Source organism: Bradyrhizobium sp. SZCCHNS3016 (assembly GCF_032484535.1).
In the GTDB taxonomy this organism is placed as follows: Bacteria; Pseudomonadota; Alphaproteobacteria; order Rhizobiales; family Xanthobacteraceae; genus Bradyrhizobium.
This window is the reverse complement of record NZ_JAUETE010000004.1, coordinates 216,969-242,191: the sequence shown is the minus strand read 5'-3', so window position 1 is coordinate 242,191 and position 25,223 is coordinate 216,969. Positions and strand designations below refer to the sequence as shown.

Sequence of the window (25,223 nt, the reverse complement as noted above, 5' to 3'; positions counted from 1 at the left end):
GCCTGCCGCCTGATGGCGATTGAGCTGCGTCAACGGATTTCTGCGTGCGTATGGCAAACGGAACGCCTGCTTCAGCGACGAAGGCGTTTTTGGAATGAATCAGCAGGAATCCGAGCTCGTCAGCGACATCCGGCCCGTTCAGGACGTGCGTGCTGAGCCCGGCGCTGTCGTTCCCGCGTCGGCGGTGCCTGTTCCCGTGTCCCATCAGCCGCGGCGCAGGTGGGCGTTGTGGCCGCTTCTGCTGCTCGTGCTCGCCGGCGGAGTCGCCGGCGGTGGCGGTTATGTCTGGTGGCAGCGGCTGCATCCGCCGCTGCCGCTCGGCATCAGCGTCAGCAACGGTCGCATCGAGGCTGACCAGATCGACATCGCGACCAAATTTGCCGGGCGCGTCGCCGAGCTGCGCGCCGACATCGGTGATCGCGTCGAGGCCGGGCAGATCGTGGCGCGGATGGACACGAAGGAGCTGCAGCAGTCGCTGTCGAAGGCGCAGGCCCAGGCCGAGCAGGCGCAGCACGTCGTCGATCAGGCCCGCGCCAATCTTGCGCAATTGCAGGCGCACAAGACGCTCGCCGAGCAGGAGATGGAGCGCACGCGCAGCCTGCTGCAGAACGGCTGGACCACACGCGAGCTGGCCGATCAGCGTCAGCAGGCGCTCGACAATGCCACCGCCGGCCTCGCCGGCGCGCAGGCGCGAATTTTCGAAGCCGAACGCGGGCTCGAAGCGGTTCGTCACGACGTCGCGCTCTACACCGTCCAGATCGCCGACAACTCCCTGATCGCGCCGAAGCCCGGCCGCATTCAATATCGTCTCGCCAATGTCGGCGAAGTCCTCGCCGTCGGAGGCAAGATCTTCACCATGCTCGACATCGGTTATGTCTACATGGACGTGTTCCTGCCGACCGAGGAGGTCGGCAAGGTCAAGATCGGCACCGAGGCGCGCATCGTGCTCGACGCCTATCCGGATCGTCCGATCCCGGCGAAAGTGTCGTTCGTGGCGAGCCAGGCGCAGTTCACGCCGAAGACGGTCGAGACCCGGAGCGAGCGCGACAAGCTGATGTTTCGCATCCGTGTGCGCGTCGATCAGGACAGATTGGCCGCGCATGCCGATGCCGTGAGGAGCGGGTTGCCGGGCGTGGCGTATGTCCGGTGGAATCCGGACGTCGCATGGCCGGCGCGTCTGCAAGTGTCGCCATGACGGCGGACACGATCGGCGATGCGCCTCCGGTCGCGATCGTCAGGAACGTCTCGCAGCGCTATCGAGACGTCGTCGCGCTCGACGATGTCTCGATCGATATTCCCACCGGCCGCGTTGTCGGGCTCATCGGTCCCGATGGCGTCGGCAAGTCGTCGCTGCTGTCGATCTTGGCCGGCGCGCGCGCGATCCAGGGCGGGCAGGCGCGCGTGCTCGGGGCCGACATGGCGGACCGGCGCGCCCGCACGCAGATGTGTCCACGGATCGCCTACATGCCGCAGGGTCTCGGCAAGAATCTCTATCCCGATCTCAGCGTGCGCGAGAACATCGCGTTCTTTGCCCGGCTGTTCGGCCAGTCGAGGTCCGAGCGCGAGTGGCGCATCGCCGAGCTGATGGAAGCGACGGCGCTGTCCGATTTCGCCGACCGGCCGGCGAAAAAGCTGTCCGGCGGCATGAAGCAGAAGCTCGGCCTGTGCTGCTCGCTGATCCATGATCCCGATCTTCTCATCCTTGACGAGCCAACCACCGGCGTCGATCCGCTGTCGCGCCGGCAATTCTGGGACCTGATCGACCGCTTGCGCGCGCGCAGCGCGGCGGACATGAGCGTCATCGTCGCGACCGCCTATATGGAGGAGGCCGAGCGTTTCGACTGGCTGATCGCGATGAACGACGGGCGCATCCTCGCGACCGGCACGCCGGCGGAGCTCAAGGCGCAGACCAAGGCGGCGTCGATCGAGGACGCGTTCGTCGCGCTGCTGCCCGACCGCGCGGCGCGCGACCGGGCCGAGATGCCGGCGAAGTCCGAGCTCGACGGCAGCCAAGAGACCGTGATCGTCGCGCGCGACCTGACCTGCCGCTTCGGCGATTTCACCGCGGTCGACCGCGTGAATTTCCAGATCCGCAAGGGCGAGATCTTCGGCTTCGTCGGCTCGAACGGCTGCGGCAAGACCACGACGATGAAGATGCTGACGGGGCTGCTGCCGCCCACCGAAGGCGAGGCGCTGATCTTCGGCCGCTCCATGGAGGCCGGCAATCATGAATCGCGCAGCCGCGTCGGCTACATGTCACAGGCCTTCTCGCTCTATGGCGAGCTCACGGTGCGGCAGAACCTGGTGCTGCATGCGCGGCTGTTCCATCTGCCGCTGGCCGCTGCCGGGAAGCGGATTGCCGAACTGGTCGAGCGCTGCGACCTCACCGACCATATCGACAGCCTCGCGGCCGATCTTCCGCTCGGCATCCGCCAGCGCCTGTCGCTCGCGGTGGCGATCGTCCATGGACCCGATCTGCTGATCCTGGACGAGCCGACGTCGGGCGTCGATCCGGTCGCGCGCAATCAGTTCTGGCGCCTGCTGATCGAACTTTCGCGTCAGGATGAGATGACGATCTTCGTCTCCACGCATTTCATGAACGAGGCGGCGCGGTGCGACCGGCTGTCGCTGATGCATGAGGGGCGGGTGCTGGCGACCGATACGCCGGACGGGCTGATCCGGGCCAAGGGCGCGCAGACGCTGGAGCAGGCGTTCATCGCCTTCCTCGAGCAGGATGCCGGCGTCGCCGATCCGCCGGTCACGCTGACCCAGGCGAAGCCCGATCCGCGTCCCGTCGATCGGCCGCAGGACGACCGGGGGCAGGCCGCCTTCAGTCTGCGGCGGCTGCTCGCCTATACGATCCGCGAAGGTCTCGAGCTGATCCGGGACCCGATCCGGCTGATGTTCGCGCTGTTCGGAACGGCGTTCCTGATGATCGTGATCGGCTTCGGCATCTCCACGGACGTCAACAACCTGACCTTCGCCGCGCTCGATCGCGATCAATCGCCGGAGAGCCGTGCCTATCTGTCGGAGCTCAGAGGCTCGCGCTATTTCGTCGAAAGGCCACCGCTCGCGGACTATGCCGAGCTCGAACGGCGGATGAAGAGCGGCGACATCAAGGCCTCGATCGAAATCCCGCCGAACTTCGGTGTCGATATCAAGCGCGGCCGGCCGGCCTTCGTGTCGGCCTGGATCGACGGCGCGATGCCGTTCCGCGCCGAAACCATTCGCGGATATCTCGAGGGCACGCATCAGCTCTATCTCTCCGATCCCGCCGTCAAGACGACGCAGCCGTTGCCGGCCTCGTCGGTCAATGTCGAGATCAGGTTCAAGTACAACCAATCCTTCGACAGCATCTACGCGATGGCCCCAAGCACGATCGCGCTGCTGCTCGCGCTGTTTCCGGCCATCCTGATGGCGCTCGCGGTCGTGCGCGAAAAGGAGCTGGGGTCGATCACCAATCTCTATGTCACGCCGGTGACGCGGCTCGAATTCCTGCTCGGCAAGCAGCTGCCTTACATCGCCGTCGCGCTGGTGAACTTCGTGCTGATGTATGTGATGGCGACGGTCCTGTTCCGCGTGCCCCTCAAGGGTGCCCTTCTGCCGCTGATGGTCGGTACGTTCGTCTATGTCGTCACCACCACCGGCTTCGGCATGCTGATCTCGACCTTCTGCCGCACCCAGATCGCGGCGCTGTTCGGGACCGCCATCCTCACCGTGCTGCCCGCCACCCAGTTCTCGGGCATGCTGGTCCCGGTGTCGTCGCTGTCCGGTGTGGCCAAGCTGATCGGCATGGTCTTCCCGATGACGTACTACCGCCCGATCGCGGTCGGCACCTTCACCAAGGGGCTGGGCTTTGCCGATGTCGGCGCCGACATCCTGATCCTTTTGATCTTCATTCCCGTCCTGACCGGGTTCAGCCTGGCGATGCTGCCGAAGCAGGAGGCGTGAGCCATGATGCGCTCGCTCTCCAACGTGTTCTGGCTCGGAACCAAGGAGCTGCGCAGCCTGTTCGGCGACGTCGTGCTGATCGGGCTCGTGATCTATTCGTTCACGGTGGCGGTGATCAGCCAGGCGCAGAGCAGCTCGCAGGAGCTGCATCGCGCCTCGATCGCCGTCGTCGATGAGGACAGCTCCGAGCTGTCGCGTCGGATCGCCAGCGTATTCCAGCTGCCTTACTTCCAGCCGCCTGTCTACATCAGCCAGGGCGAGGTGGAGCGGCTCATGAACAGCGGCCGCTTCACGTTCGTGCTCGACATCCCGCCGAACTTCCAGCGCGACGTCCTGGCCGGGCGGAGGCCGTCGGTGCAGGTGAACGTCGATGCGACCGCGATGATCCAGGCGGGAATCGGATCCGGCTATGCGCTGCAGATCATCAACACCGAGGTCGCCTGGTTCGTGGCCCGCTCCGAGACATCCTCGCCCTCCCCGGTCAATCTGGTGACGCGGATCGCGTTCAATCCCAATGTCACGACCGCCTGGTTCGAAGGCGTGATGGGCATCATCAACAGCGTCACCATGCTTGCGATCATCCTGGCCGGCGCGGCGCTGGTGCGCGAGCGCGAGCATGGCACCATGGATCATTTGCTGGTCATGCCGCTGTCGCCATTCGAGATCGCGATGTCGAAGATCTGGGCCAACGCGCTGGTGATCGCGGTCGCCGTCGCCATCGCGCTCTATGCCGTCGTGCGGTGGTATCTGCACGTGCCCATCATGGGCTCGATCCCGCTGTTCATGGTGGGCACCGTGCTCTATCTGTTCTTCGCGACCGCCGTCGGGTTGTTTCTCGGCACCATCGCGCGATCGATGCCCCAGCTGGGCCTGCTCTATATCCTCGTCGCCGTGCCGATGAACCTGTTGTCGGGCGGGATGACGCCAGTGGAAAGCCAGCCGGTGTGGCTCGCCACGATCATGAAGGCGTCGCCGTCGACGCATTTCGTGTCGTTCGCCCAGTCGATCCTCTATCGCGGCGCCGGCATCGATGTGGTGTGGCCGCAATTCGCTGCGGTCGCCGCCATCGGCGCCGTGGTCCTGGCGCTGACCTTACGGCGCTTCCGGGCGGCGATCGCGGCGGCCTGACCCACCCTAGACTCCAACAAAAAAGCCTCGGCACTGCGGCCGAGGCTTTTCCTTGAATGGCGTCGCTATGGATGACGGCGATCAGTAGCGCGCGGCCATCGGGCCACCAAACTTGTAGTTCACGCCGACCCGGACCGTATGGAATGAGAAGTCCTGGGACAGGCGCTCGACGTAGTTCGAGCCGGGCGGGGCGAAGGTGCTGCCCGGGACGTAGGCCGAGGTGTAGTTGATGCTGCCGAGGTCGGTGTAGAGATATTCAGCCTTGACCGTCCAGTTCGGCGCAAACGCATGCTCGACACCGGCGCCGACCGTCCAGCCGACCCGCGTCTCGTTGGCCGAGGCGGTCTTGGTGTAGCCGTTCGCCGAGGTCAGATCCCAGCTGCCCTTGACGTTGCCGACGGCGAGACCGCCGGTGACGTAGAACAGCGTTGTATCGACCGCGTAGCCGGCGCGGCCGCGCAGGGTCATGAACCAGTCGTTCCGGATGCTCTCGTTGAAGGTGCGGGTCGTGGGCGGGTTGGCCGCCGTGTAGACCGTCCGTTTGTTGAGGTCCGATCCGTTGATGTCGGCCTCGATGCCGAAGACGCCGGCGCCGCTCTGCCAGTTGTAGCCGGCCTGCAGACCGCCGAGCACGCCGGCTGGATTGAGCCGGTTGTTGCTGATGTTGACGAACTGATTCTGGAAGGCGGCGCCTTCGACCGCCCAGCTGCTGGTCTGGTCCAGCGTCGTGTTCAAGTTCGACCGGCCCCAGCCGTAGCCGACGCTGCCGCCGAAGTAGAAGCCGGTCCAATTGTAGATCACGGCCGGGGGAGGAGCCTTGGTGTAGCGGGCCGGCAGATCCGCGGCGAATGCGCCGAGCGAGCTGGCGAGGAGCAAAGAGACGGCTGAGGCAAGGGTTTTCATCGGTCACAATCCTCAATGAATTTCAGCAACATTGAGACAAGCTTTTCTCACAATTCGGCCGACTAGGCTGTAGTCCAACTACAACACTCGTGACAGTAAGTGTCTGTGACGACGTCACTTTCCGCGCGTGTGGTCTTAACCTTAAGTCATTGTAAATCCGACGAGGCGGTCAACTGATACCGAGCTGTTTCGACGAAGCAGACAATCGGCCGCACCGCGTTAGTCAAGGATTCGCCAACCATCCGAGCACGCGGTCCTGCCCGCTAACGATTTCGCAAATCGGGCGCGTGCACCTTCGGCGCGTCCTGGGGGACGGAGAGGGGAGAGCATCATGATGATGAATGGGGAAGCGGTTCTTGAGAACGTGCGGCGCTATCGGACCATCGCCTCCTTGTACCGCCAGACTGCGGCATTTCGCCCACATCAGCGTGACTCGCTGCTGGCGCAGGCGGCCGAATGGGAAAGCCGTGCGGTCGCCGAGCTCGAGGATTATTTCGTCGCTCGCCAGGCGCCGTCGCAACCGCCGGCGAACATCAACTACAATATGAGCCATCACGGGGCCTCCTACCGGCCGTCGCACCGGCAGATGGCGGCCGCGTAGTTCTTCGGACACAGCGCGTCATTCCCGCGGCGCGATCGGCGCCCGAGCTACAGCGAGGGAGTTGTCACAGCGCGTCTCCATTTCATCTGCAGGCCGGGGTCTGGCGCAGGACTTGCTGGGTCTGATTTCAGCCTCCGCCAAGGATGGACCTGAATGAGATCGCTCGGGCGCGACCGCGGCATGTGTGCCTGGGACGATTTCGCCCGGTCGTCGACCGATGCCCGGCTGTCGCTGGCGCAGGCGCGATCGGGGCAGATTCCGCCATTCCTGCTGCTCTCGGTGCCCGGCATGAGCGCCGGCGAGCATCGCCTTTGCTCCGAGTTGTGGACCCGCGACCGGATCGCTGCCAGCAGCGCCGAGCGGGCGCGGCTGGATTTTCGCTTCGATCTGACATTCCGCGACAAGCTTCGTGTCGGATACCTTTCAAACGACTTCCACGACCACGCCACGGCGCATCTGCTGATCGAAGCGCTCGAGGCGCATGACCGCGATCGCTGCGAGCTGCACGCCTTCTCATTCGGCGCCGACGATCGCGGCGCCATGCGGGGCCGGCTGCACGCTGTCTTCGACGGCTTCCATGACGTGACCGCGCTGAGCGACAGCGCCGCCGCAGCCGCGGTGCATGCCGCGCAGATCGATATTCTGGTCGACCTCAAGGGCTATACGCGCGGTGCCCGGACCGGAATCCTGATGCTGCATCCGGCGCCGGTCCAGGTGAACTTCCTCGGTTATCCCGGGACGCTGGGCGGCGACATCTGCGACTACATCATCACCGATCCGTTCATGACGCCGCTGGCGTTTGCGGCCGATTATTCGGAGAGTTTTGCCTACATGCCGCATTCGTACCAGCCGCACGGCCGGGCGGCGCTGGGCCCGGCGCCGACCCGTGCGGAGGTCGGCCTGCCGGACGCCGGCATCGTGTTCTGCTGCTTCAACCAGGCCTACAAGTTCACGCCCGCGGTGTTCGACCTGTGGTGCCGCCTGCTCGACGCGACGCCGGACAGCGTGCTGTGGCTGCTGGCGTCCGATCGGGCCGAGGGCAATCTGCGCGGCGAGGCGCTGCGGCGCGGCGTGGCGCCCGGTCGCCTGGTGTTCGCGCCGGAAACGACGCAAGGCGAGCATCTGCGCCGGCTCCAGCTCGCCGATCTCGTGCTCGACACCGCGCCCTATGGCGCCCACACCACGGCGAGCGACGCGTTGTGGGCTGGCGTGCCGATTGTGAGCTGCGCCGGGGACACGTTTGCCTCGCGGGTCGCCGGCAGCCTGTTACATGCGGTCGGATGTCCCGAGCTCATTGCATCGGACGAGGCCGACTATCTGGCGGTGGCGCTGACGCTCGCCGCCGAGCCGGATCTGCTGCAGGCGGCCAAGGCCAGGCTCTGGCGCAACCGGCTGGCCGCGCCGCTGTTCGACGCTGCCGCCTATGCCCGGTCGCTGCAGGATCTCTACGACCAGATGTGGCACCGCCGCCGCAGCGGCGGCGCGCCGGGGCCGATCTGGGCGTCGAAGTCTTGAGCAGGGACCAGGCGGGCTTGCTGCGCCTTACTGCGCCGCCATGCGTGCGGCAGCGAGGATCCCGATCAGGGCCGTCAGCGCGCCGACGCTAGTCGCATTGATCGCGACGAGCGACGCGAAATTGGAGTCGGCGACCTTCATCAGCGGCTCGCCAAGGCGGGGATCGATCAGCAGATAGGACACGAATGGCAGTCCCAACAAAGGCAACGACATCAGGCGCTCCGCTGGCCGGAACAGCACCGCGCCGAGCAGGGCGCAAGGCAGCAAGAACAGCTCGACGCCGCTCTGCGCGCCGAACAGCTTGACGGAGAACACGGTGTTGACCGTGCCGGTCAGGACCATCAGGGCGCGGCCGGCGAACGGATTGCGCCGCGCGAGCATAGGCGCGCTGGCGAACAATGGCGCCGTGAGCAGCGTCAGCCAGGCCGGCCACGCCGCCGTGCCCACGATGGCATGGAGATAGAGCGGATAGAACGGCTGGTTGGAGACGATGACCAGCGCGACCTTGGCGGCGATGTCGGACTGCGGGTCATCGGCCGACGCATAGGCCTGCACGGCGGCCAGCCCGCGTGAAAACATCTCAGCCATTCAAGTCCCTCAGCTCCGCAAGAAGGTGCGCATCACCGGCCCGGAAACGCGCGTGCCTGCAAGCCGGATCATGCGTCGCGCATCGCGCGGTCAAGAGTTCAGTGCGGTCCGCAGCATGCGTGCGAGATCGGCGCTCTGATACGGCTTGGTGAGCAGCAGCAGGCCGGCATCGAGGCGGCCGTGGTGGACGATCGCGTTCTCCGTATAGCCGGACGTGTACAGCACCTTGAGGCTGGGACGCCGCTTCAGCGCCTCGATCGCGAGCTGGCGGCCGTTCATGCCGCCGGGCATGATGATGTCGGTGAACAAAAGGTCGATGCGGACCGGACTATCGATCAGGGCGAGCGCCTCGTCGGCCTTGCTGGCCGCGAGCGTGGTGTAACCGAGCCGCTTGATCTGGGCGATGACATATTCGCGCACCAGCGAATCGTCCTCGACGATCAGGATCGTCTCGTCGCCGCGCTCCATGCCCTCGGCGCTGATGGTCGATAGTGCCGCGTCCGCATCGGTATTGGCTTGCGGCAGGTACAGCTTGACCGAGGTGCCGTGCCCCGGCTCGCTGTAGATCTTGATGTGTCCGTTGGACTGCTTGACGAAGCCGTAGACCATGCTCAGCCCGAGGCCGACGCCCTTGCCGACGTCCTTGGTGGTGAAGAACGGCTCGAACACCTTGTCGAGCAGGTTGGCGGGAATACCTTCCCCGGTGTCGCTGACCGCGATCATCACGTAATTGCCGGGGATCACCTCCGGGTTCATGCGCGCATAGGCGGCGTCGAGCAGGACGTTCTTGGTTTCCAGGGTCAGCTTGCCGCCGTCCGGCATGGCATCGCGCGCGTTGAGCGCGAGGTTCAGGATCGCGGTCGACAGCTGGCTGGGGTCGATCATGGCCGGCGCCGAATCGTGGGCCAGCATGGATTCGATCTCGATCTGCTCGCCGAGCGTCCGGCGCAGCAGGCGGGCGGTGTCGACCACCATGCCGTTGATGTCGACGCTGCGCGGCTGCAGCGGCTGGCGCCGGGCGAAGGCCAGGAGGTGCTTCGTCAGATCGGCGCCGCGCGCCGCCGCCGAGTTGATCAGGCTGGTGATCTGCACCAGCTGCGGACGGTCCTTCACCGCGTCGGCCAGGATCTCGATGGTGCCGGTGATCACGGTCAGGATGTTGTTGAAGTCGTGGGCGACGCCGCCGGTGAGCTGACCGATCGCTTCCATCTTCTGTGCCTGCCGCACCTGCGCCTCGGTGGCCTCGATCTCCTGGAAGCGCTTGACCATGGCTTCGGCGGTGCGCCGCTGCCGCGTCTCCTCCTCGAGCTGCGCATAGGCGTTCCGCAGCTCGGCGCGGGACGGCATCGTCAGCACCCGCGGCAGCATCAGCAGCAGCGCCGAGGCGATGCCGACCGACATGAAGGCCAGGAAGCCCTTGGTGGCCGCCTCCAGGCTGTAGGCCGGAACCCAGATCGTGAGCACCTCGATGAGGCGGGTCATCCCGCACACGGACACCCACAGCGCGAAGGCCCAGAAGATGTAGCTGAACTGAAAGTCGCGGCGGCGATAGACGATGAAGGCGAGCACGAACGCGATGGTGAAGAAGGCGAAGGAGATGAGGATGTCGGACACCGTGTTCACCCAGATCAGCTCAGGTGTCCACAGCAGGCACTCGCCATGCGGCGTGAGCATCGACATGTCCGATATCCTCAAAAGTGTAGCCGGCGGACCGTGTCGCCCCCGCGGCGCGGTCGGTTCCCTTAGCAGAACATCGAATTTCCGCTGAGCACACAAGGGTTCTGACTGTCGCGGCGCGCGCATTCGGTAGAGGGGCACCGCCGGCATAGGCCTTCGCACGTCCACCGGATTGCATGCGGCCGAGCTTGTGCCGGGAGCTCCGCTCGACATAAGCGGCTTGACGATCTGTACCAATCAGTACATAGTATGCGAGATGGTACACAAGGAGATGTCCCGTGAGCACTCTCGCCCCGCCGTTTACGCTGCAGACCGCGACCCAGAAGGTGCGCATGGCCGAGGATGGCTGGAACAGCCGCGACCCCGAGCGCGTGTCGCTGGTCTACACGCCCGACAGCCGGTGGCGGAATCGCGCCGAGTTCATCACCGGCCGTGCCGAGATCGTCGCCTTCCTCACCCGCAAATGGGCCAAGGAGCTCGACTACCGCCTGATCAAGGAGATCTGGGCCCACAGCGACGACCGGATCGCGGTGCGCTTCGCCTATGAGTGGCACGACGACAGCGGCAACTGGTTTCGCTCCTATGGCAACGAGAACTGGGAGTTCGATGCGCAGGGGCTGATGCAGCGCCGCTACGCCTGCATCAATGACCTGCCGATCAAGGCGGACGATCGCAAATTCCACTGGCCTCTCGGGCGCCGGCCGGACGATCATCCCGGCCTGACCGAATTGGGACTTTGAAGCAGGCAGAGCCATGCGGACGCTCAACGAGCGCGCTGACGTCATCCCGCTGATCGCCGAGGTGTTCCGCGAGTTCGGCTTCGAGGGCACCTCGCTCAGCCGGATCACCGAGACGACGGGACTGGGCAAAGGCAGCCTCTATCACTTCTTTCCAGGCGGGAAGGACGAGATGGGGCGCGCGGTGCTGGCGCATGTCGACGCCTGGTTCGAGCGCGAGATCTATGCGCCGCTGCGCGATGATCCGCCGGAGCAGTCGATCGCGCGGATGTGGCGCGGCGTGGACGGCTACTTCCGCTCCGGCCGCCGCGTCTGCCTCGTCGGGGCGTTTGCGCTCGACGAGACGCGGGATCGTTTCGCGGCTGCCATCGCCAGCTACTTCACGCGCTGGATCGAGGCCTTGCGCGAGGCGCTGGTCCGCGGCGGCTGGCCGGCGGCGCAGGCCGCCGATAGCGCCGAGGAGGTGGTGCTCGGCATCCAGGGCGCACTGGTGCTGGCGCGCGCGACCGGTGATGCGGCCGTTTTCGGCCGCGCGCTGACGCGGTTCCAAGCGCGCCTGCAACGATCATCTGTCATCTGACTCCCGAAACGCCGGCGGCGTCTGCCTCCGCAAGCGGCAAATGGCGGGCTGAAATATCGGCGCGCGGCTCTCGTGAAATCGTGGTTGTCTTGGGCAACGTCTCGCGCAGCGGCGACATCCAGGGAGGTCCGGCATGAATGGGTTAGGCGGTCTCAACAAATCCGACAACGGCGTGGTCATCGGGCTGGTGCAGCTTCAGCTTCCCGTGGTCGCGACCAAAGAGGACCTCGCGCGGCAGACCGAAAAGATCGTCTGGATGGTCGGCAAGGCCCGGCGCAATCTCGGCACCATGGATCTCGTCGTCTTCCCCGAGTACTCGCTGCACGGCCTGTCGATGGACACCAATCCGGAGATCATGTGCCGGCGCGACGGGCCGGAGGTCGCAGCCTTCAGGCAGGCCTGCATCGACAACAGGATCTGGGGCTGCTTCTCGATCATGGAGCACAACCCCGACGGCAACCCCTACAATTCCGGCCTGATCATCGACGACCACGGCGACATCAAGCTGTATTACCGCAAGCTCCATCCGTGGATTCCGGTCGAGCCGTGGGAGCCCGGCGATCTCGGCATCCCCGTGATCGAGGGACCGCGTGGCGCCAAGATCGCACTCATCATCTGCCATGACGGCATGTTCCCGGAGATGGCGCGGGAATGCGCCTACAAGGGCGCCGAGATCATGATCCGCACGGCCGGCTACACCGCGCCGATCCGCGACAGCTGGCGCTTCACCAACCAGGCCAACGCGTTCCAGAACCTGATGGTCACCGCCAATGTCTGCATGTGCGGCTCCGATGGCTCGTTCGATTCCATGGGCGAGGGCATGATCGTCGATTTCGACGGCAGCATTCTCGCGCACGGCACGACGGGGCGGCCCGACGAGATCATCACCGCCGAGGTGCGCCCCGATCTCGTGCGCGAGGCCCGCATCAACTGGGGCGTCGAGAACAACATCTATCAGCTCTGGCACCGCGGCTATGTCGCGGTGAAAGGCGGCGCGATGGATTGTCCCTACACCTTCATGCACGACATGGTCGGCGGCACCTACCGGCTGCCGTGGGAGGATCAGGTCAAGGTCACCGACGGCACGTCCTGCGGCTTTCCGGCGCCGACGCGTGCGTTCGGCAGGCTTGGCAAGGCGGCGGAGTGAAGCGCACCGGACGCGGCGGGTCGCGGATGACGCTGCCGGAACCTTGACAAGCCGATCGATCGCCAATTATTTTATACTTAAAATAATCTGGCGGACAGGTCCATCATGAGTGCATCGGCCAAGGTGATCCCGCGCGATTGGCTCGACTGGCCGTTCTTCGAGCCGCGGCATCATCGGCTGTGCGAGGCGCTCGACCGCTTCGTCGGCTCGGGCAGCCTCGACGATGTCGATCACAGTGACGTCGACGCCGCCTGCCGCAAGATCGTGCGTGCGCTTGGTTCGTCGGGGTTGCTCGACAGCGCCGTGGTGGCACCCGATGCGGACGCCACCGCGATCGACTCGCGCGCGATCTGCCTGTCGCGCGAAACGCTCGCTTATGCCGACGGCCTCGCCGATTTCGCTTTCGCCATGCAGGGCCTCGGCTCCGGCGCGATCGCGCTCGGCGGCTCGCGGGAGCTGCGTGCCAGCGTGCTGCCCAAGGTGCGCTCCGGCGAGTGGCTCGCGGCCTTCGCGCTGTCCGAGAAGGAGGCGGGCTCCGACGTCGCCGCGATGTCCTGCGCGGCGCGGCTGGACGGCGATACTTACGTGCTCGATGGCGAGAAAACCTGGATCTCCAATGGCGGCATCGCCGACGTCTACACGCTGTTCGCCCGCACCGGCGAGGCGCCCGGCGCGCGGGGCATCTCCGCCTTCGTCGTGTTTCCCGATGATCCCGGTTTCTCCGTCGCCGAGCGCATCGAGGTGATCGCACCGCATCCCCTGGCGACGCTCCGCCTGCAGAATTGCCGCATCCCGGCCAGCCGGCGCCTCGGTGCGCCCGGCGGCGGTTTCAAGCTGGCAATGCAGACGCTCGACATCTTCCGTGCCTCGGTGGCGGCTGCGGCCCTCGGCTTCGGCCGTCGCGCGCTCGACGAGGCGCAGGCGCATGCCTCGAGCCGGCAGATCTTCGGCGGCGCGCTGGCCGACCTGCAGATGACGCAGGCCGCATTCGGCGAGATGGCGACCGAGACCGATGCCGCCGCGCTCCTGACCTACCGCGCGGCCTGGCGCCGCGACGTGCAGAAGCTGCCGACCACGCGCGAGGCGGCGATGGCCAAGCTCGCCGCCACCGAGACCGCCCAGCGCGTCATCGACCGCGCCTTGCAGATGTTCGGCGGCCGCGGCGTCCGCAAGGGCGAGATCGTGGAGAGCCTCTACCGCGAGATCCGCGCGCTGCGCATCTACGAAGGCGCGACCGAAGTGCAGAAGCTGATCGTCGCGCGCGAGTTTCTGAAGGCGCGGGCCGGCGTGGTGCGTGGCTGAGGCGCGCTGCGCGTCAGGCCCGCAGACGCAAGGGCGCCTGCCAGCCGGGATCCCTGTCGCACGCAGCCTCGCCCATGGTCACGCGGCGGCCTCGGTCGTCACGCAACAGTTGGATTTCGATCTCGTCGAAGGCGAACCGAGCGATCACCTGCAATGGGTCGACCACCCGTTTTCCGAACGTCCACGGATCGGAGGCCGAGAAGCTGAGAGGAAGGGCCGTCGTAAGAGGCGGCGCCGGAACAGCAACTCGAACTGTTGGCCTTCTTGGAGGCATTCTCACCTACGCCGTAGAATTGGGTATTATCGCTATCAATCCGGCGCATGGAATTCGAAAACCGAAAGACAATGTGCGAAAGAGACGCCTTTGGAGGCGGAACACCGAACGTTGGGTCGGATGCTACGAGAAGCCGCCGGGGAGAAATACGTAACGTTCTTGGACATCGTTCGGCAAATTGCGCTGACCGGCTGTCGACGCAGCGAGATGATCAATCTGAAATGGACGGAAGTTGACACCGAGTCGAGTTGCTTGCGGCTGGAGGACAGCAAGGAAGGAGCATCTATCCGGCCCATCGGCCTACCCGTTGTCGAATATCTCGAGGTCGAATATCTCGAGCGCCAGCGCAAAGATACTTCATGCACATACGTGTTCCCGGGGCAAGGCGATGACAATGCGTTCGGCAGCAGCTTTCCAAATCAATGGAAGCACATCTTTGAACACTCCCCGCTATGGGACATCACCCCGCACGTTCTACGTCATAGCTTCGCGAGTATCGCCAACGACCTCGGCTTTACCGAGGTAACCATTGCTGCGCTCGTGGGGCATGCCAAAGGTTCGGTGACCAGCAAGTACATCCATACGCTTGATACGGCGCTCATCATGGCGGCAGACACAATCTCTGGCTACATTCAAGGCGTCCTTGACGGAACGGAGTTTAACCAAACGGCGCATGCTTTGGACCGAAGTTCTCGAAAAGCCGCTCTCGTCCGCTTCCTACAGAGGGCTTCTTCGTGCAGTGAACTCGAAGAGGCCGAGGGAGAGAGTGACTTAGCCGCGTAGTCCAACACGTACAACTTGGTAGCTGAGCCAGCGCGCCGTGACGCTGCGACGTCGAGATCCGCTGTCTCGAACCCGACCGCGTCTTCAAGTGGACGTCGGAGGCGTACCTCCTCTGGATACTTCGCCCCCGACCTCTTTCGCAGGAAAATATTTGAGTTCTCCGAGGGCTTGCGATCAAGAAATCTGCGGATCAACGGCACCATCTCCTCCGCTTTATCCTTAAGCAACGTGCGAGCTGAAGTCTCTCCAGGTCGGAATGGCGACGGCTGAGCTCTCCGGCTTGAACAATCATTGCGCGGGATGAGCCGTGGTCTGCGGGTGGTCCTCGCCGGTTGGTTCGGCACGGGTTGGTTGCTCCCCGCGCAAATTCGCGATCGCGCGGGCGGCCGGTTCCCCTTCCGCGCGGCTGCGTCCCTTTCCGGCTTGAAGATCCTCCGGATCCGCAACCATGCCGCCAAAGGCCGCAGCCGTGCTGCAGCCGAGGGCCGGATCGGCAGCATTGTCGGCGAAGATGCCGCGATTGAAGCTATCCGACAGATGGCAGCGAACGGAGCTGATGAGCAGGCGATCGATGTGTACACGCGTCGCGTGGTGCATTGCCGAGGCAACGTCGTGCCTGACGCGGGAGCGATCCACGCCGGCTCGGATGATGGAATGCTCGATCGCCGCCGTGCATGGCCCCGGCGGTCCTTCGATCCAGGCACGGACGCTTTCAGGGCGGCCATTCGCCGTCGCGGCCACGAAGTGTTCGACGCCGGAACTCGCCGCAGAACAGCGTCCTGCAGGTACATCGTAGACGTAATGAACGGTCTCACCTGCGAGCTGCGGTGGCGGTGCCGTCCGGTCCACAGCGCAGCCTGCAGCCAGCACCGCGAGGGCGATGGCGAGGCCGCTTCTGATCGGTGCCATGTTTATCGCTCCTTGGAGGACCGTCATTCGATCAGGAAGCCGGCATCGCCACGCAATCTCCGGCCCGGCACCGGCACCTCAATCGGGCCTGCCCCGGGGCGGGTCGTTCCGAGACGGCCGAATATGATGCGCTCCAGCTCGGAAGGTGGCCCGACGAAGTCGGTCGGGACAGGTATGCGCGCCGACTCGCTGATCGGCCGAACAATCGTCGGCGTGACGATGATGATCAGTTCGGATTCGTTCTTCCGGAACTGTGTCGACCTGAACAGAGCCCCCAGTACCGGCAGGTCGCCCAGCCCCGGCAACATGTCCAGGCCGGTGTTGAACTTGTTCTGCAGCAGTCCGGCGATTACGAAGCTCTCCCCGCTGCCGAGCTCGACTGTGGTCTCCGCCCGCCGGGTAATAAGGCTCGGGACGCGGGCGCCGTTCATGATCAGGGCGCCTTCGTTCGAGAGCTCGCTGACCTCGGGCTTGACCTGCAGGTTGACCAGACGATCGGAGAGCACCGTCGGTGTGAACTCCAGTCCCACGCCGTAGCGACGAAAGTCGATCGAGATGCGGTCCAGCCCTTGGGCGACGGGGATCGGAAATTCGCCGCCTGCCAGGAAGTTCGCCTTCTGACCCGAAACAGCGGTGAGCGTGGGTTCTGCCAGGATTGAAACCAGTCCCTCCTGAGCGAGCGCATCCACGATGGCAGTCACGCTGTAGCTGCCGTTCGCTGGCGTATTGATCCTGCCTGAGGCCGCCGACGAGAGCCCAAAGCTGAAGCCACCGGCCGAGCCTGCTGCCTCCCAGTTGACGCCGAGTTGCCTCACCGCGTTGCGTGAGACTTCGGCAATACGGACCCGCAGGTTCACCTGCGTGCTCCCGCCGATCTTCAACTGATTGATCAGCACCTCGTCCTCGCCGAGGAACTGCGCGCAGGTGGAGCGGACCTTCTCGGCCATGTCAGCGTTGGGCACCAGCCCGCTCAGCACCGCGCCGCGCGGCGTCCGCGACAGCCTGACGTCGAGGTCTGCGAATTGAGCTCGCAGCAGCTGCCGTAGATCACTCTCGTCATAGGCAATCGCAATCCGGAACGTCGCGACGGTCGCGCCGGAATCGTCGAGCGCGAAGAGCGTCGTACGGCCGGGCTTTTTGCCGAAAACGAAGACGCGGTTGGCGGCCGCGACCTGGACGTCAGCAACAGCCGGCTCGGCGACGAAGACCTTGGAAGCCGGACGAGGCAAGGTCAGCATCTCGCCCTGAGACGCGTAGATCCGCACCTGTTGCCGCGCGTTGGATGATGCCGGCGCGCAATGAACCAGCATCGTAAGGATCACCACGATCGAGGTCAGACAGGCGGATGGCGAAATTCGAAACGGTCCCATCGTCAGCGCCGCATCGCCGAGAGCATCTCGAGATTGAGCTTCACGTCCTCTTCCCGAAGGTCGACCCGCGCAAGCTTGGCGGCGCCATCGCGATCTCCGCTCAGCGCCATAGCGATCACGAGGTTCTGGCGTGCACGAGGCGAGGCGCTCTCACCGAGCGCGATCGGCCGCAGAACCGTCATCGCGTCGGCGTACCGGCCCGTCAAGGTAAGCGACAGGCCCAGGTTGTTGCTTGCGATCATGTCGGCGGGAGCGATTGCGAGCACCTGACGATAGGCTGTCTGAGCTTCGTCATGGCGGCCGAGCATGTCGAGAGCCACTCCGAGACCGTTGAGCGCCGGAATGTTCTCGGGGTCCGAGGTGAGCACGCTGGTAAAGATTGCCAGGGCGGGCTCGGCTTGATGTCTGGCGAGCTCGCTTCGCGCTTTTCTGATTCGATTGTCCTTGTCTTCCATCCCGGCGACTTGGTTGGCGGGAGCGGCTGCCGTGGAGGCCGGGAGATTGCGACCCTCGACCGAGGCGCGTGCGGTCGTGGGCGTCGGCACCGGTCCGCCAATGTCTGGGCTCAGCGACGAACAGGCGCAGAGCAGACCGGCGATGCTGCCAGCCAGCGCCATTCGCCTGCAAACACCGGCACTTGGTTTCAGATGGTTGTTGAACGCGGTTTCCCGGCCTTCAGAGCTACGCATGTACTTCCTACGGATATTGCACTGTCTTATAGTTCAGGTCTCGAAACCTCGCAGGTGTCGTCGCGGGTTGACTGGTTCATTGCATCGCCGGGATCGGGGAAGGTTCAGCCTGCTCGCGTGATTCATCCAATCCAAGGACGGCGATCGGCTCGACCCGAAAGTCCTTTGAGATTTCCTGATAGGAGAGCACGACCACATTGAGACCGGACGGCGCAAGCAGCGTCCAGACCACCCGGCGCAGGTCGGCGGAGGCCAGTACAATACTCGGCGATGCAGCAAGATGATCGACGTCGGCAAGCTGCCGGGTCAACGCATCAAGCAGGCGCGTGCTGACGGCAGGATCGAGAGACGTCTGAGCGTTTTCATCGAGGGCGTGCACCGCCGTTCGGATCGCTTCCTCTGTCCGTCGATCAAGCACGAAGCAGCGCAAGGTCCGATCAAAGCCTGAGCTTTCGAAGCAGATCTGCCGGCGCAGCGCCAGCCGCACGTGCTCGACCAGCATGACGCTGCTCTGCTCCCGCATTCCCCACTCGGCCAGCGTCTCAAGAATCAGCCGCAGATTGCGGATGGAGACCCGCTCGTCGAGCAGCCGGCGAAGGACATCGGTGATGCGCTGTGTAGGGACCACACGCAAGGCCTCGCGCACCAAGTCGGCGTAGTCAGCCTCCAACTGGTTGAGCAGGCGTTTGGTTTCCTGTATGCCGAGGAACTCCGGTGCATAGCGGACAAGAACGCGTCGCAGCTCGGCATCGACTGCGGAGATGGCCGGTCCCCCCGCCGTTCGGGTTGCCGGCTGATCCAGTTCACCGGACGAGAGCAGAAGAGGCACGCCATGCAGCTCGATCCTGAAATGACCGGGCGCCAGGGCGCTGCTTTCGTCGACTGCCGCCCCTGGACAGGCGCATCCGAGCCAGTCCGCCACGTCCTGTCGTGTCCGCCTGATCCGATCATGAATACCGGCTCTCCGCAGTTCATCGCACAAGGCGGCTTCCGCGAGGATCATGATCGGTGCAGACTTGGCCGCCGGGATAGCGATCCGCGAACTTCTCGCGGGCTCTGACGGGTCGGACGGTTGCGCCGTGCCGGAGGTTCGTTGTGCGCGCCGCCGAGCCAAGAGCATCGCAACGCCGGAGCCGCCGAACACGGCGGCCATAAAAAGGAAAATCGGCGCCGGAAAACCCGGTACGAACGCCAGCCCGAGCATCATGAGACCGGCCAGTTGCAGGGATTGCGGCTGCGACGTGATCTGCTCCATGATCTCGGAACCAAGATTGCTCGGCGCTTCTGTCGCAACCCGGGTCACGACCGTTCCCGCCGCCATCGACACAAACAGCGCCGGGACTTGGGAGACCAGGCCGTCGCCGATCGTCAACAACGAGTAGAGCTGGATCGCTTCGCTGATACGCAGCCTATGCTGCACGGTGCCGACAACGATGCCGCCAACGAGGTTGACAGCGATGATGATGAGACCGGCGATCGCATCACCTTTGACGAACTTCATGGCGCCGTCCATCGCGCCGTAGAGCTGGCTCTCGCGCTCCAGCCGGCGTCGGCGGCGCCGGGCCTCGGCCTGGTTGATGTCGCCGTTGCGAAGGTCGGCATCGATGCTCATCTGCTTACCCGGCAGCGCATCGAGCGTGAATCGGGCAGCAACTTCGGCGACCCGTTCAGATCCTTTGGTGATAACGACGAACTGGACGATCGTGATGATCAGGAACACCACGAGCCCAACCACGACGTTGCTGGAAACGACGAACTCGCCAAAGGTCTGAACGATGGATCCGGCATCGGCCTGGCTGAGCACTAGGCGCGTAATGGTGATGGAAATCGAGAGCCGGAACACCGTGGATATGAGAATGATTGCCGGAAGTGCGGAGAACTCGACCGCAGCGTTCAAGTAGAACGCCACCATCAGCAGCAGAATCGACGCGCCGATGTTGACGGACACCATGACGTCGACGAGCACAGTCGGAATCGGCAGGATCATCGCCATGATCGTGGTGACGATCAGGATGACGACGAGAAGCTCGCGCTTGTCGTTCGACCAGCGGGTCAAGCTCTCGACAATGGCCGTCATAGTCTGCGGTTCCATCCAAGCGGGATCGAAACCTTCGTCACATTGATCGAAACGCAGAGCGGCATGGTCTTACAAGCTCACGGCGAGCAGGTCTGCGCCGCGACGCAATACGACCCGGTCTTGTTCGATTCGCTCGACGATCCACCCTTCGCTGATAATGGCGCCTGCGAACAGTTTCTGACCGCGTCCATCAATGACATACGGCCCATTTCCGGCCCAAATCGCCTGAACGGTCAAAGGGGCGCCACGCTTTACAGATTTCGCCTCAACCTGGCTCGTCAACACGATGGCAATGCCGAACGTGCCGTCGAACCATCGCTCAATGTCGCGCCACTTGCCTAACGCCGCGGGTTCAATGTTTCCTCTCGCCGCGATGGCGTTTGAGTCGCTGACAATCTCGACGGTTGTGAGGCCTGCAGTCAGCAATTGCTGGCGCAGCGCGTCCGCCGCGCCCTTCAAATCCGCCACCGGCGCGCCGGGCTCCGCGCCGGCCCGTCCCGTTCTGTCTTGGCCGGGCAGTAGTGCGGGGGTAAGGGTGGGGGCGGGCGAATTGGGCGCGTGCCTGCTCGGATATTTCGTCGAACAGTCGGAGTCGCAGCGGGGGGATCTCAGCCGCTCAGCTGTGGCATAGCCGCCATCGCCGGGCACCTTGTCCGCACCAGCGGGAAATCCCTGCAGAAGCAGGGCTAGACAGACCAGGATCGCGGCGGTGCCGAGTCCATACCTCAAGAAGGTATAGCGGGTCGTTCTGCGCTTGCGGGTGCAGCGGAGCTGAATTCCATTCAGAACAACATCGGCCGGATAACGACTGATCCGTGCTTCTCCGGCACCGAGCAGGGTGCCGTTCAGCAGAACATTATCCGCGGTGCCTTCGATTTCGCAACAGTCCGCCTCTAGCGCGAACCGCGCGTGCAAAGGAGCCAGACAGTCATCCATGAGAACGACATCGGCGTCCATCGAGTGACCCACCAGATAGGTCCCGGCGTCGAGTTCTTGCCGGACGCCGGCATGAAGGCCCGATCGGATCGTGAGTTCGAATGGGGACGGTGATGCCGGCATTCTCTGCCTCTCCATCAGGACCTAGCAGCCATGTTGGCAGCGGAGCGTTCGGTACGAACGCCCCGTGCCGTAAGCGGTTGGTAGCTGTCCGAGGGCGATCGCTGGATCAGCCGACGTTCGGGCGCTGCTGCGCGACCGTCTCGATCGATCCCCAGTGCGTCTTCTTGGTCGTGATCTCGGCATTCGTCTTGATCGCTTCGTCGAAGGCACTCTTCATCTTCGCGATCGCGCTATCGATGCTCGAGTTCGATGACGTCGTCGAAGAAACGGAGCCTGTTGAATGGGACATCGCTTTATCTCTCTATGTTTGTGTTGCGTTGAGGATTGGGCTGTCGGGGAATGCCCTCCAGCCGGGAAGTGATCGTTCGCGTCGTCCGCGCTGATCACCTCTCGGCTGAAGCGGCGGCTTGGATCCCGTCCCGAGGCGCACCTTGCGAGGTGCGCCTCACGCGGCTTCCTTCAACGTCCTGGGCTCATCGCCCTCGTCGCGTTGCGAGAATGAGGCCTCGTTGCTTTACTCAGCTCTGTCAGTGATATGGCTGTCGGCCGAGAGGTGTCCCGCGGCGCGGTCGCATGGCGATCCCGGGCTTGAATCCGCCAGTTGCAGAATGATCGAGGAAAGCTTGTCGAGGATGTTGTTCTTCGTCGCTTGGTCAAGGCCCTTTGCCTCTGAGACTTGGCTGACGAGCTGATTCAGCGTCTTGAGTATCGAGCTGTTCGCGCCGGGTTGATGGGATGGGCCGGACACGAGTTGCTTCAGGATCTTCGCGATCCCGTCGAGCAGCTGACCTTTGGCGGGATCGCTGGGCCCAGTGGAATTCGTGATCTGATGGGTCAGGTCACCAAGGATCTTGGCAACGCGGCCGTTGTTCCGCGCGTCGCACTGGCCCGGTCCGCCCCTCAGGATGCTGACGGCCGCCGAGATCAGAGCCGCCTTGTCTGCAGGTGTCTTTGCGTCCGCGACCAATCCAAGAACGTCCGATGCTATGGAAGACGTCCGCGGATCTTGCTGCTGCGAAGCGGGCGGCATCGACGACTGCCACCAATCCCCCGCATCACAGCGATGAGCCGGATGAGCTGACGACCCGCCGGGCGTGGGCTGAAATCCTGCAAAGCCGGGCCAGGACGACGCGTGTCCGTGCGGACCCATCATGTGACCGGTGTGAGCTTCACGTGAGGATGATGCGTGGGAGCTGACCCTAGACATGCAACTCTCTCCTTGTTTGCGATCCGATGTCTTATCTGTCTTGTTCTGAGCAAAGGGCATAACGAGGTGTCGGTCGGCATGCTCCGTCACGGATCCGGGGTTGCACTATTCTCGTCGCCGACGGATGCCATCTCCTGAATGCCGTCCTGAGCAACAGTCATAAGCATGAACGCGGCCGCCTGCGGCATTGCGCTGAGAAACGCCTCCTCGAACTTTGCTTGATCCTCAGCCGAGACTGCCTCGCTGCTGCTCGGGGCGCTTGCCGTCGCGGTCGTCATGCTCGATGCTTCTACGGCCATTCTGACACTCCTTTGATCCGTCCGGTCGATCTGGCAGGACTTGCGAACCCGTTGATTTGCGTCATGGCACGTCGCCTGGGGCGTTGAGCTTGACCACTTGGACGTGCTCCCCGCGATAGACGGTGACGGACGATGGCTGGTCAGCTCGAGGCTTCAGTGCTGCGAGCGTACGCTCCACCGTTTGGATGTATTGCGGGGGACCCGAGACCAGGGCCATGTCGGCCTGCTTGATGGATCTGAGTGAGAATCGCGCGTCGGAGAGCGCGAGATCGCGAAGTGCGGCTTCGAGACGCTGGAGCGGCACGGCACCGAGTTGAACGAGCCTGCTCGAAGCTTCCTTGTTGCTAGTGACATAAATCCGGAAGCCGTCGAAATACCAGTCGAGTCCGTAGTTCCGGGACAGATGCTCGATGAAGTCTCTGGCCTTGAGTTCAGGCAGAGGCCCGCGCACACGTCCCCGTACTTCCGGGCTCACCTCTAACCGCAGGCCGGTATTCCGTCCGAATTCCTGAAGAACGTTGCCAAGGTCTTGGTCGACGATGGTGTACCTGTAGGACTCGGTCGGCCAAGCGGGTTCACCCGCGTCTGCGCACGTGGTGTGGATTGCAGCCGCCGAGAGCGTCAGGCAGACGGTCGCGATCGCAGCCACGCTGCGCAATGGGGCCAGAACCAGAGATGCCAAATGGTCGCATGGGAAAACGTGGCCTTCGTGCGACCTTGTCGCGGAACAATCGTGGCAATCGTGTAGTTGATCGCGCGTACCCACGAGCAGACTCACATGTACTTGTTGCTATCAGCTCGTCTCATTCAATCACAGCGGTCGCGGGTGCGTCGGAGAATATATTAGGAAAATATTATGCTCTGCCCCGCTGGGCTCCGTGCAAAGCTCTGTCTGATCTGTTGTGCAGGCCATGGTCCGGCTGTCCTTGTGAGTCATTATTTGTTTGGAGTGAGCAATGGCGAGAGCACGAGGAGTCCTGAGACGGCATGGAGCGGTGACATGACGACGGTTGCGCCGTTGGGTGGCGTCACAGCTTCCGGAACAGTTGGTGTCAGTTTCGGAGCCGTTGAGCCCGGAGCGGCCGCCCAGCAGTCGTTTCAGGACGCTCTGCATAGATCGGTCACTAAACTGCCTATGGAGCCTGAGCACGCCGTCGACCAACTCGGCGGCAAGGTGATGGAGTGGATGGAGAGTTCGTACGAGCGGGTCCAGCGCAATGCCGCGCCCGAGCTCAATCTCATGCCGGAGCCGGCAGCATCCGGTCCAGCATCTTCCAACATTGGCGGAACGGCCCTGGGAGCGGACAAGCCAGACGCGGGCCGTCAGGCCCTGCAGATGCTGGAGCACGCATTCTCGTTTGCCATTGAGGCGACGCTGATGTCGAAGATCTCGACCGAGTCGACCCGAATCTTCAACACGTTCTTGAAGGGACAATGAGAATGGCCGGTTGCGGCAAACAATGGCTGGCCGCTCGAGGGCGCGGATTGAATTTGGCGCTGGTGCTGGGCTTGGCGTTCATGCTGAGCGGTTGCAAGGGTGAGCTCTATAGCCGCTTGAGCGAGAAGGAGGCTAATCTGATGATGGCCCTTCTGCTGCACCACGGCATCGCCGCCGACCGACTCCAGGCAAAGGACGGTAGCAATACTGTCAGGGTCGAGCAGGAGCGATTTGCCGACGCTGTGACGCTGCTGAATGCGTCCGGGTTGCCGCATGCGAAGTTCGAAGACATGGGCAGCATATTCTCAAGCAATGGTCTGGTGTCGTCACCCACAGAGGAGCGAGTCAGGTTGATTCACGCGCTCAATCAAGAGTTGGCAAGGACGATGATGGAGATCGACGGAGTCATCTCTGCCCGAGTCCACGTGGTGCTGCCTAAGATAGACCCGTTGCGTCACGATCAGGTTTCGTCGTCGGCGGCATCGGTGTTCATCAAGCATGACGCGCGCGCCGAAATCGCCGTGCTCCTACCGCAGATCAAGACCCTCATTGCCAACAGTGTCGAAGGACTGACGTACGACAGGGTGGCCGTGGTTTTCGTGCGTGGCAGTTCGGATCCCGTCGAAGTCAGCCCTTCCACGTCGATCGAGACGACGGCATCCGTTCTATCTCACGACGGATCTGCCCTGCGTGACGGTCCGCTCATTCTGCAGGTGTCAGCCGCGGTAGGGGTGGGGCTGCTGGGATCGATCGGAATCTTCCAGCTCTGGCGCCGGGCACGCGTGGGATATGCGCAACGCAACGCGCCGCGTCGAGAGGCGCGAAGGCCGGCGCGTGATCCGCTGCGTGTCGTATCCTAGTGCGATTGAAGTGGGCTTGGCCGGCATATGAGTAGGCTTGTGCAACCTGGAGCATCCCTTGGTTTGCGTGCTCCGAAGGTCGGCGGTAGCTGCGAACCCGGCGCGCCGGTGGGGCATCGGCCGGTGATC

At 63.9% G+C, this 25,223-nt stretch carries 23 protein-coding genes and 1 pseudogene; 12 read left to right on the top strand and 12 right to left on the bottom strand.

Features of this window, described 5'->3' with window-relative positions; translation table 11 throughout:
* Window positions 1-94: 94 nt before the first annotated feature.
* The 3 genes from QW881_RS11000 to QW881_RS10990 are packed head-to-tail and all read left to right on the top strand — an operon-like array spanning window position 95 to window position 5,079.
* On the top strand, window positions 95-1,195 hold the full coding sequence (locus tag QW881_RS11000) for an HlyD family secretion protein (RefSeq protein WP_316158643.1): 1,101 nt from the start codon (window positions 95-97) through the stop codon (window positions 1,193-1,195).
* Window positions 1,192-3,951 (top strand): ribosome-associated ATPase/putative transporter RbbA, encoded by a 2,760-nt coding sequence (gene rbbA, locus QW881_RS10995; protein ID WP_316158642.1) that lies wholly within the window; start codon window positions 1,192-1,194, stop codon window positions 3,949-3,951. The genes QW881_RS11000 and rbbA overlap by 4 nt, the downstream gene beginning before the upstream one ends.
* Window positions 3,952-3,954: 3 nt before the next feature.
* Window positions 3,955-5,079, top strand: coding sequence for an ABC transporter permease (locus QW881_RS10990; protein WP_315756778.1), 1,125 nt, complete (start codon window positions 3,955-3,957; stop codon window positions 5,077-5,079).
* 81 nt (window positions 5,080-5,160) lie between these two features.
* Here the strand turns inward: QW881_RS10990 and QW881_RS10985 are convergent, their stop codons facing one another.
* Window positions 5,161-5,982: a porin family protein gene (locus QW881_RS10985; protein ID WP_315756779.1), complete on the bottom strand. Its 822-nt coding sequence runs from the start codon at window positions 5,980-5,982 to the stop codon at window positions 5,161-5,163.
* Window positions 5,983-6,313: 331 nt separating this feature from the next.
* Between QW881_RS10985 and QW881_RS10980 the strand changes: the two genes are divergently transcribed.
* Both QW881_RS10980 and QW881_RS10975 read left to right on the top strand, forming a co-directional pair.
* Complete coding sequence (locus QW881_RS10980; RefSeq protein WP_315756780.1) at window positions 6,314-6,583, top strand: hypothetical protein; 270 nt, start codon at window positions 6,314-6,316, stop codon at window positions 6,581-6,583.
* 153 nt (window positions 6,584-6,736) lie between these two features.
* Window positions 6,737-8,098, top strand: coding sequence for a UDP-N-acetylglucosamine-peptide N-acetylglucosaminyltransferase (locus tag QW881_RS10975; RefSeq protein WP_315756781.1), 1,362 nt, complete (start codon window positions 6,737-6,739; stop codon window positions 8,096-8,098).
* Between the two features lie 27 nt (window positions 8,099-8,125).
* Here the strand turns inward: QW881_RS10975 and QW881_RS10970 are convergent, their stop codons facing one another.
* Both QW881_RS10970 and QW881_RS10965 read right to left on the bottom strand, forming a co-directional pair.
* A complete protein-coding gene (locus QW881_RS10970) occupies window positions 8,126-8,686 on the bottom strand; it encodes a hypothetical protein (RefSeq protein WP_315756782.1) in 561 nt (186 codons plus the stop codon).
* A gap of 90 nt (window positions 8,687-8,776) precedes the next feature.
* Complete coding sequence (locus QW881_RS10965) at window positions 8,777-10,366, bottom strand: ATP-binding protein (protein WP_315756783.1); 1,590 nt, start codon at window positions 10,364-10,366, stop codon at window positions 8,777-8,779.
* A 275-nt stretch (window positions 10,367-10,641) separates the two neighbouring features.
* Here QW881_RS10965 and QW881_RS10960 point away from each other — a divergent pair, with 275 nt between their 5' ends.
* The 4 genes from QW881_RS10960 (at window position 10,642) to QW881_RS10945 (ending at window position 14,129) form a co-directional block, all read left to right on the top strand.
* Entirely contained in the window at window positions 10,642-11,103 is a 462-nt protein-coding gene (locus QW881_RS10960) for a nuclear transport factor 2 family protein (RefSeq protein WP_315756784.1), read from the top strand.
* A gap of 13 nt (window positions 11,104-11,116) precedes the next feature.
* On the top strand, window positions 11,117-11,680 hold the full coding sequence (locus tag QW881_RS10955; protein ID WP_315756785.1) for a TetR/AcrR family transcriptional regulator: 564 nt from the start codon (window positions 11,117-11,119) through the stop codon (window positions 11,678-11,680).
* A gap of 133 nt (window positions 11,681-11,813) precedes the next feature.
* Entirely contained in the window at window positions 11,814-12,827 is a 1,014-nt protein-coding gene (locus tag QW881_RS10950) for a formamidase (protein ID WP_315756786.1), read from the top strand.
* Between the two features lie 105 nt (window positions 12,828-12,932).
* On the top strand, window positions 12,933-14,129 hold the full coding sequence (locus QW881_RS10945) for an acyl-CoA dehydrogenase family protein (RefSeq protein ID WP_315756787.1): 1,197 nt from the start codon (window positions 12,933-12,935) through the stop codon (window positions 14,127-14,129).
* A 13-nt stretch (window positions 14,130-14,142) separates the two neighbouring features.
* On the opposite strand, the gene QW881_RS10940 is transcribed toward QW881_RS10945, so the two are convergent.
* On the bottom strand, window positions 14,143-14,295 hold the full coding sequence (locus QW881_RS10940) for a hypothetical protein (RefSeq protein WP_315756952.1): 153 nt from the start codon (window positions 14,293-14,295) through the stop codon (window positions 14,143-14,145).
* Window positions 14,296-14,320: 25 nt separating this feature from the next.
* Here QW881_RS10940 and QW881_RS10935 point away from each other — a divergent pair.
* Window positions 14,321-15,186: pseudogene (locus QW881_RS10935) on the top strand (tyrosine-type recombinase/integrase); the annotation flags it as partial.
* A 288-nt stretch (window positions 15,187-15,474) separates the two neighbouring features.
* Here the strand turns inward: QW881_RS10935 and QW881_RS10930 are convergent.
* The 8 genes from QW881_RS10930 to QW881_RS10895 all read right to left on the bottom strand — a co-directional run bounded on the left by QW881_RS10930 (window position 15,475) and on the right by QW881_RS10895 (window position 23,445).
* On the bottom strand, window positions 15,475-16,095 hold the full coding sequence (locus tag QW881_RS10930) for a CpaD family pilus assembly lipoprotein (RefSeq protein WP_315756788.1): 621 nt from the start codon (window positions 16,093-16,095) through the stop codon (window positions 15,475-15,477).
* 23 nt (window positions 16,096-16,118) lie between these two features.
* Entirely contained in the window at window positions 16,119-17,360 is a 1,242-nt protein-coding gene (locus tag QW881_RS10925; protein ID WP_315756789.1) for a type II and III secretion system protein family protein, read from the bottom strand.
* Window positions 17,361-17,467: 107 nt separating this feature from the next.
* Window positions 17,468-18,154 (bottom strand): tetratricopeptide repeat protein, encoded by a 687-nt coding sequence (locus QW881_RS10920; protein WP_315756790.1) that lies wholly within the window; start codon window positions 18,152-18,154, stop codon window positions 17,468-17,470.
* A 76-nt stretch (window positions 18,155-18,230) separates the two neighbouring features.
* A complete protein-coding gene (locus QW881_RS10915) occupies window positions 18,231-20,231 on the bottom strand; it encodes a flagellar biosynthesis protein FlhA (RefSeq protein WP_315756791.1) in 2,001 nt (666 codons plus the stop codon).
* A gap of 69 nt (window positions 20,232-20,300) precedes the next feature.
* Window positions 20,301-21,290 (bottom strand): FHA domain-containing protein, encoded by a 990-nt coding sequence (locus tag QW881_RS10910; protein WP_315756792.1) that lies wholly within the window; start codon window positions 21,288-21,290, stop codon window positions 20,301-20,303.
* Window positions 21,291-21,804: 514 nt separating this feature from the next.
* Window positions 21,805-22,257, bottom strand: coding sequence for a hypothetical protein (locus tag QW881_RS10905; RefSeq protein WP_316158640.1), 453 nt, complete (start codon window positions 22,255-22,257; stop codon window positions 21,805-21,807).
* 326 nt (window positions 22,258-22,583) lie between these two features.
* Window positions 22,584-22,796 (bottom strand): hypothetical protein, encoded by a 213-nt coding sequence (locus QW881_RS10900; RefSeq protein ID WP_315715064.1) that lies wholly within the window; start codon window positions 22,794-22,796, stop codon window positions 22,584-22,586.
* Between the two features lie 61 nt (window positions 22,797-22,857).
* A complete protein-coding gene (locus QW881_RS10895; protein ID WP_315756794.1) occupies window positions 22,858-23,445 on the bottom strand; it encodes a nodulation protein NolW in 588 nt (195 codons plus the stop codon).
* Between the two features lie 351 nt (window positions 23,446-23,796).
* Here QW881_RS10895 and QW881_RS10890 point away from each other — a divergent pair, with 351 nt between their 5' ends.
* Together QW881_RS10890 and sctJ are read left to right on the top strand one after the other, a co-directional pair.
* Window positions 23,797-24,234: a hypothetical protein gene (locus tag QW881_RS10890; protein WP_315756795.1), complete on the top strand. Its 438-nt coding sequence runs from the start codon at window positions 23,797-23,799 to the stop codon at window positions 24,232-24,234.
* A 2-nt stretch (window positions 24,235-24,236) separates the two neighbouring features.
* Window positions 24,237-25,094, top strand: coding sequence for a type III secretion system inner membrane ring lipoprotein SctJ (gene sctJ / locus QW881_RS10885; RefSeq protein ID WP_315756796.1), 858 nt, complete (start codon window positions 24,237-24,239; stop codon window positions 25,092-25,094).
* Window positions 25,095-25,223: the final 129 nt, after the last annotated feature.

Coding starts and splice junctions, on each gene's coding strand:
- QW881_RS10930 (WP_315756788.1), bottom strand. CDS start 16,095: ATGGCACCGATCAGAAGCGGCCTCGCCATCGCCCTCGCGGTGCTGGCT.
- rbbA (WP_316158642.1), top strand. CDS start 1,192: ATGACGGCGGACACGATCGGCGATGCGCCTCCGGTCGCGATCGTCAGG.
- QW881_RS10970 (WP_315756782.1), bottom strand. CDS start 8,686: ATGGCTGAGATGTTTTCACGCGGGCTGGCCGCCGTGCAGGCCTATGCG.
- QW881_RS10890 (WP_315756795.1), top strand. CDS start 23,797: ATGACGACGGTTGCGCCGTTGGGTGGCGTCACAGCTTCCGGAACAGTT.
- QW881_RS10910 (WP_315756792.1), bottom strand. CDS start 21,290: ATGCCGGCATCACCGTCCCCATTCGAACTCACGATCCGATCGGGCCTT.
- sctJ (WP_315756796.1), top strand. CDS start 24,237: ATGGCCGGTTGCGGCAAACAATGGCTGGCCGCTCGAGGGCGCGGATTG.
- QW881_RS11000 (WP_316158643.1), top strand. CDS start 95: ATGAATCAGCAGGAATCCGAGCTCGTCAGCGACATCCGGCCCGTTCAG.
- QW881_RS10920 (WP_315756790.1), bottom strand. CDS start 18,154: ATGCGTAGCTCTGAAGGCCGGGAAACCGCGTTCAACAACCATCTGAAA.
- QW881_RS10965 (WP_315756783.1), bottom strand. CDS start 10,366: ATGTCGATGCTCACGCCGCATGGCGAGTGCCTGCTGTGGACACCTGAG.
- QW881_RS10900 (WP_315715064.1), bottom strand. CDS start 22,796: ATGGCCGTAGAAGCATCGAGCATGACGACCGCGACGGCAAGCGCCCCG.
- QW881_RS10975 (WP_315756781.1), top strand. CDS start 6,737: ATGAGATCGCTCGGGCGCGACCGCGGCATGTGTGCCTGGGACGATTTC.
- QW881_RS10985 (WP_315756779.1), bottom strand. CDS start 5,982: ATGAAAACCCTTGCCTCAGCCGTCTCTTTGCTCCTCGCCAGCTCGCTC.
- QW881_RS10915 (WP_315756791.1), bottom strand. CDS start 20,231: ATGACGGCCATTGTCGAGAGCTTGACCCGCTGGTCGAACGACAAGCGC.
- QW881_RS10950 (WP_315756786.1), top strand. CDS start 11,814: ATGAATGGGTTAGGCGGTCTCAACAAATCCGACAACGGCGTGGTCATC.
- QW881_RS10945 (WP_315756787.1), top strand. CDS start 12,933: ATGAGTGCATCGGCCAAGGTGATCCCGCGCGATTGGCTCGACTGGCCG.
- QW881_RS10980 (WP_315756780.1), top strand. CDS start 6,314: ATGATGATGAATGGGGAAGCGGTTCTTGAGAACGTGCGGCGCTATCGG.
- QW881_RS10990 (WP_315756778.1), top strand. CDS start 3,955: ATGATGCGCTCGCTCTCCAACGTGTTCTGGCTCGGAACCAAGGAGCTG.
- QW881_RS10955 (WP_315756785.1), top strand. CDS start 11,117: ATGCGGACGCTCAACGAGCGCGCTGACGTCATCCCGCTGATCGCCGAG.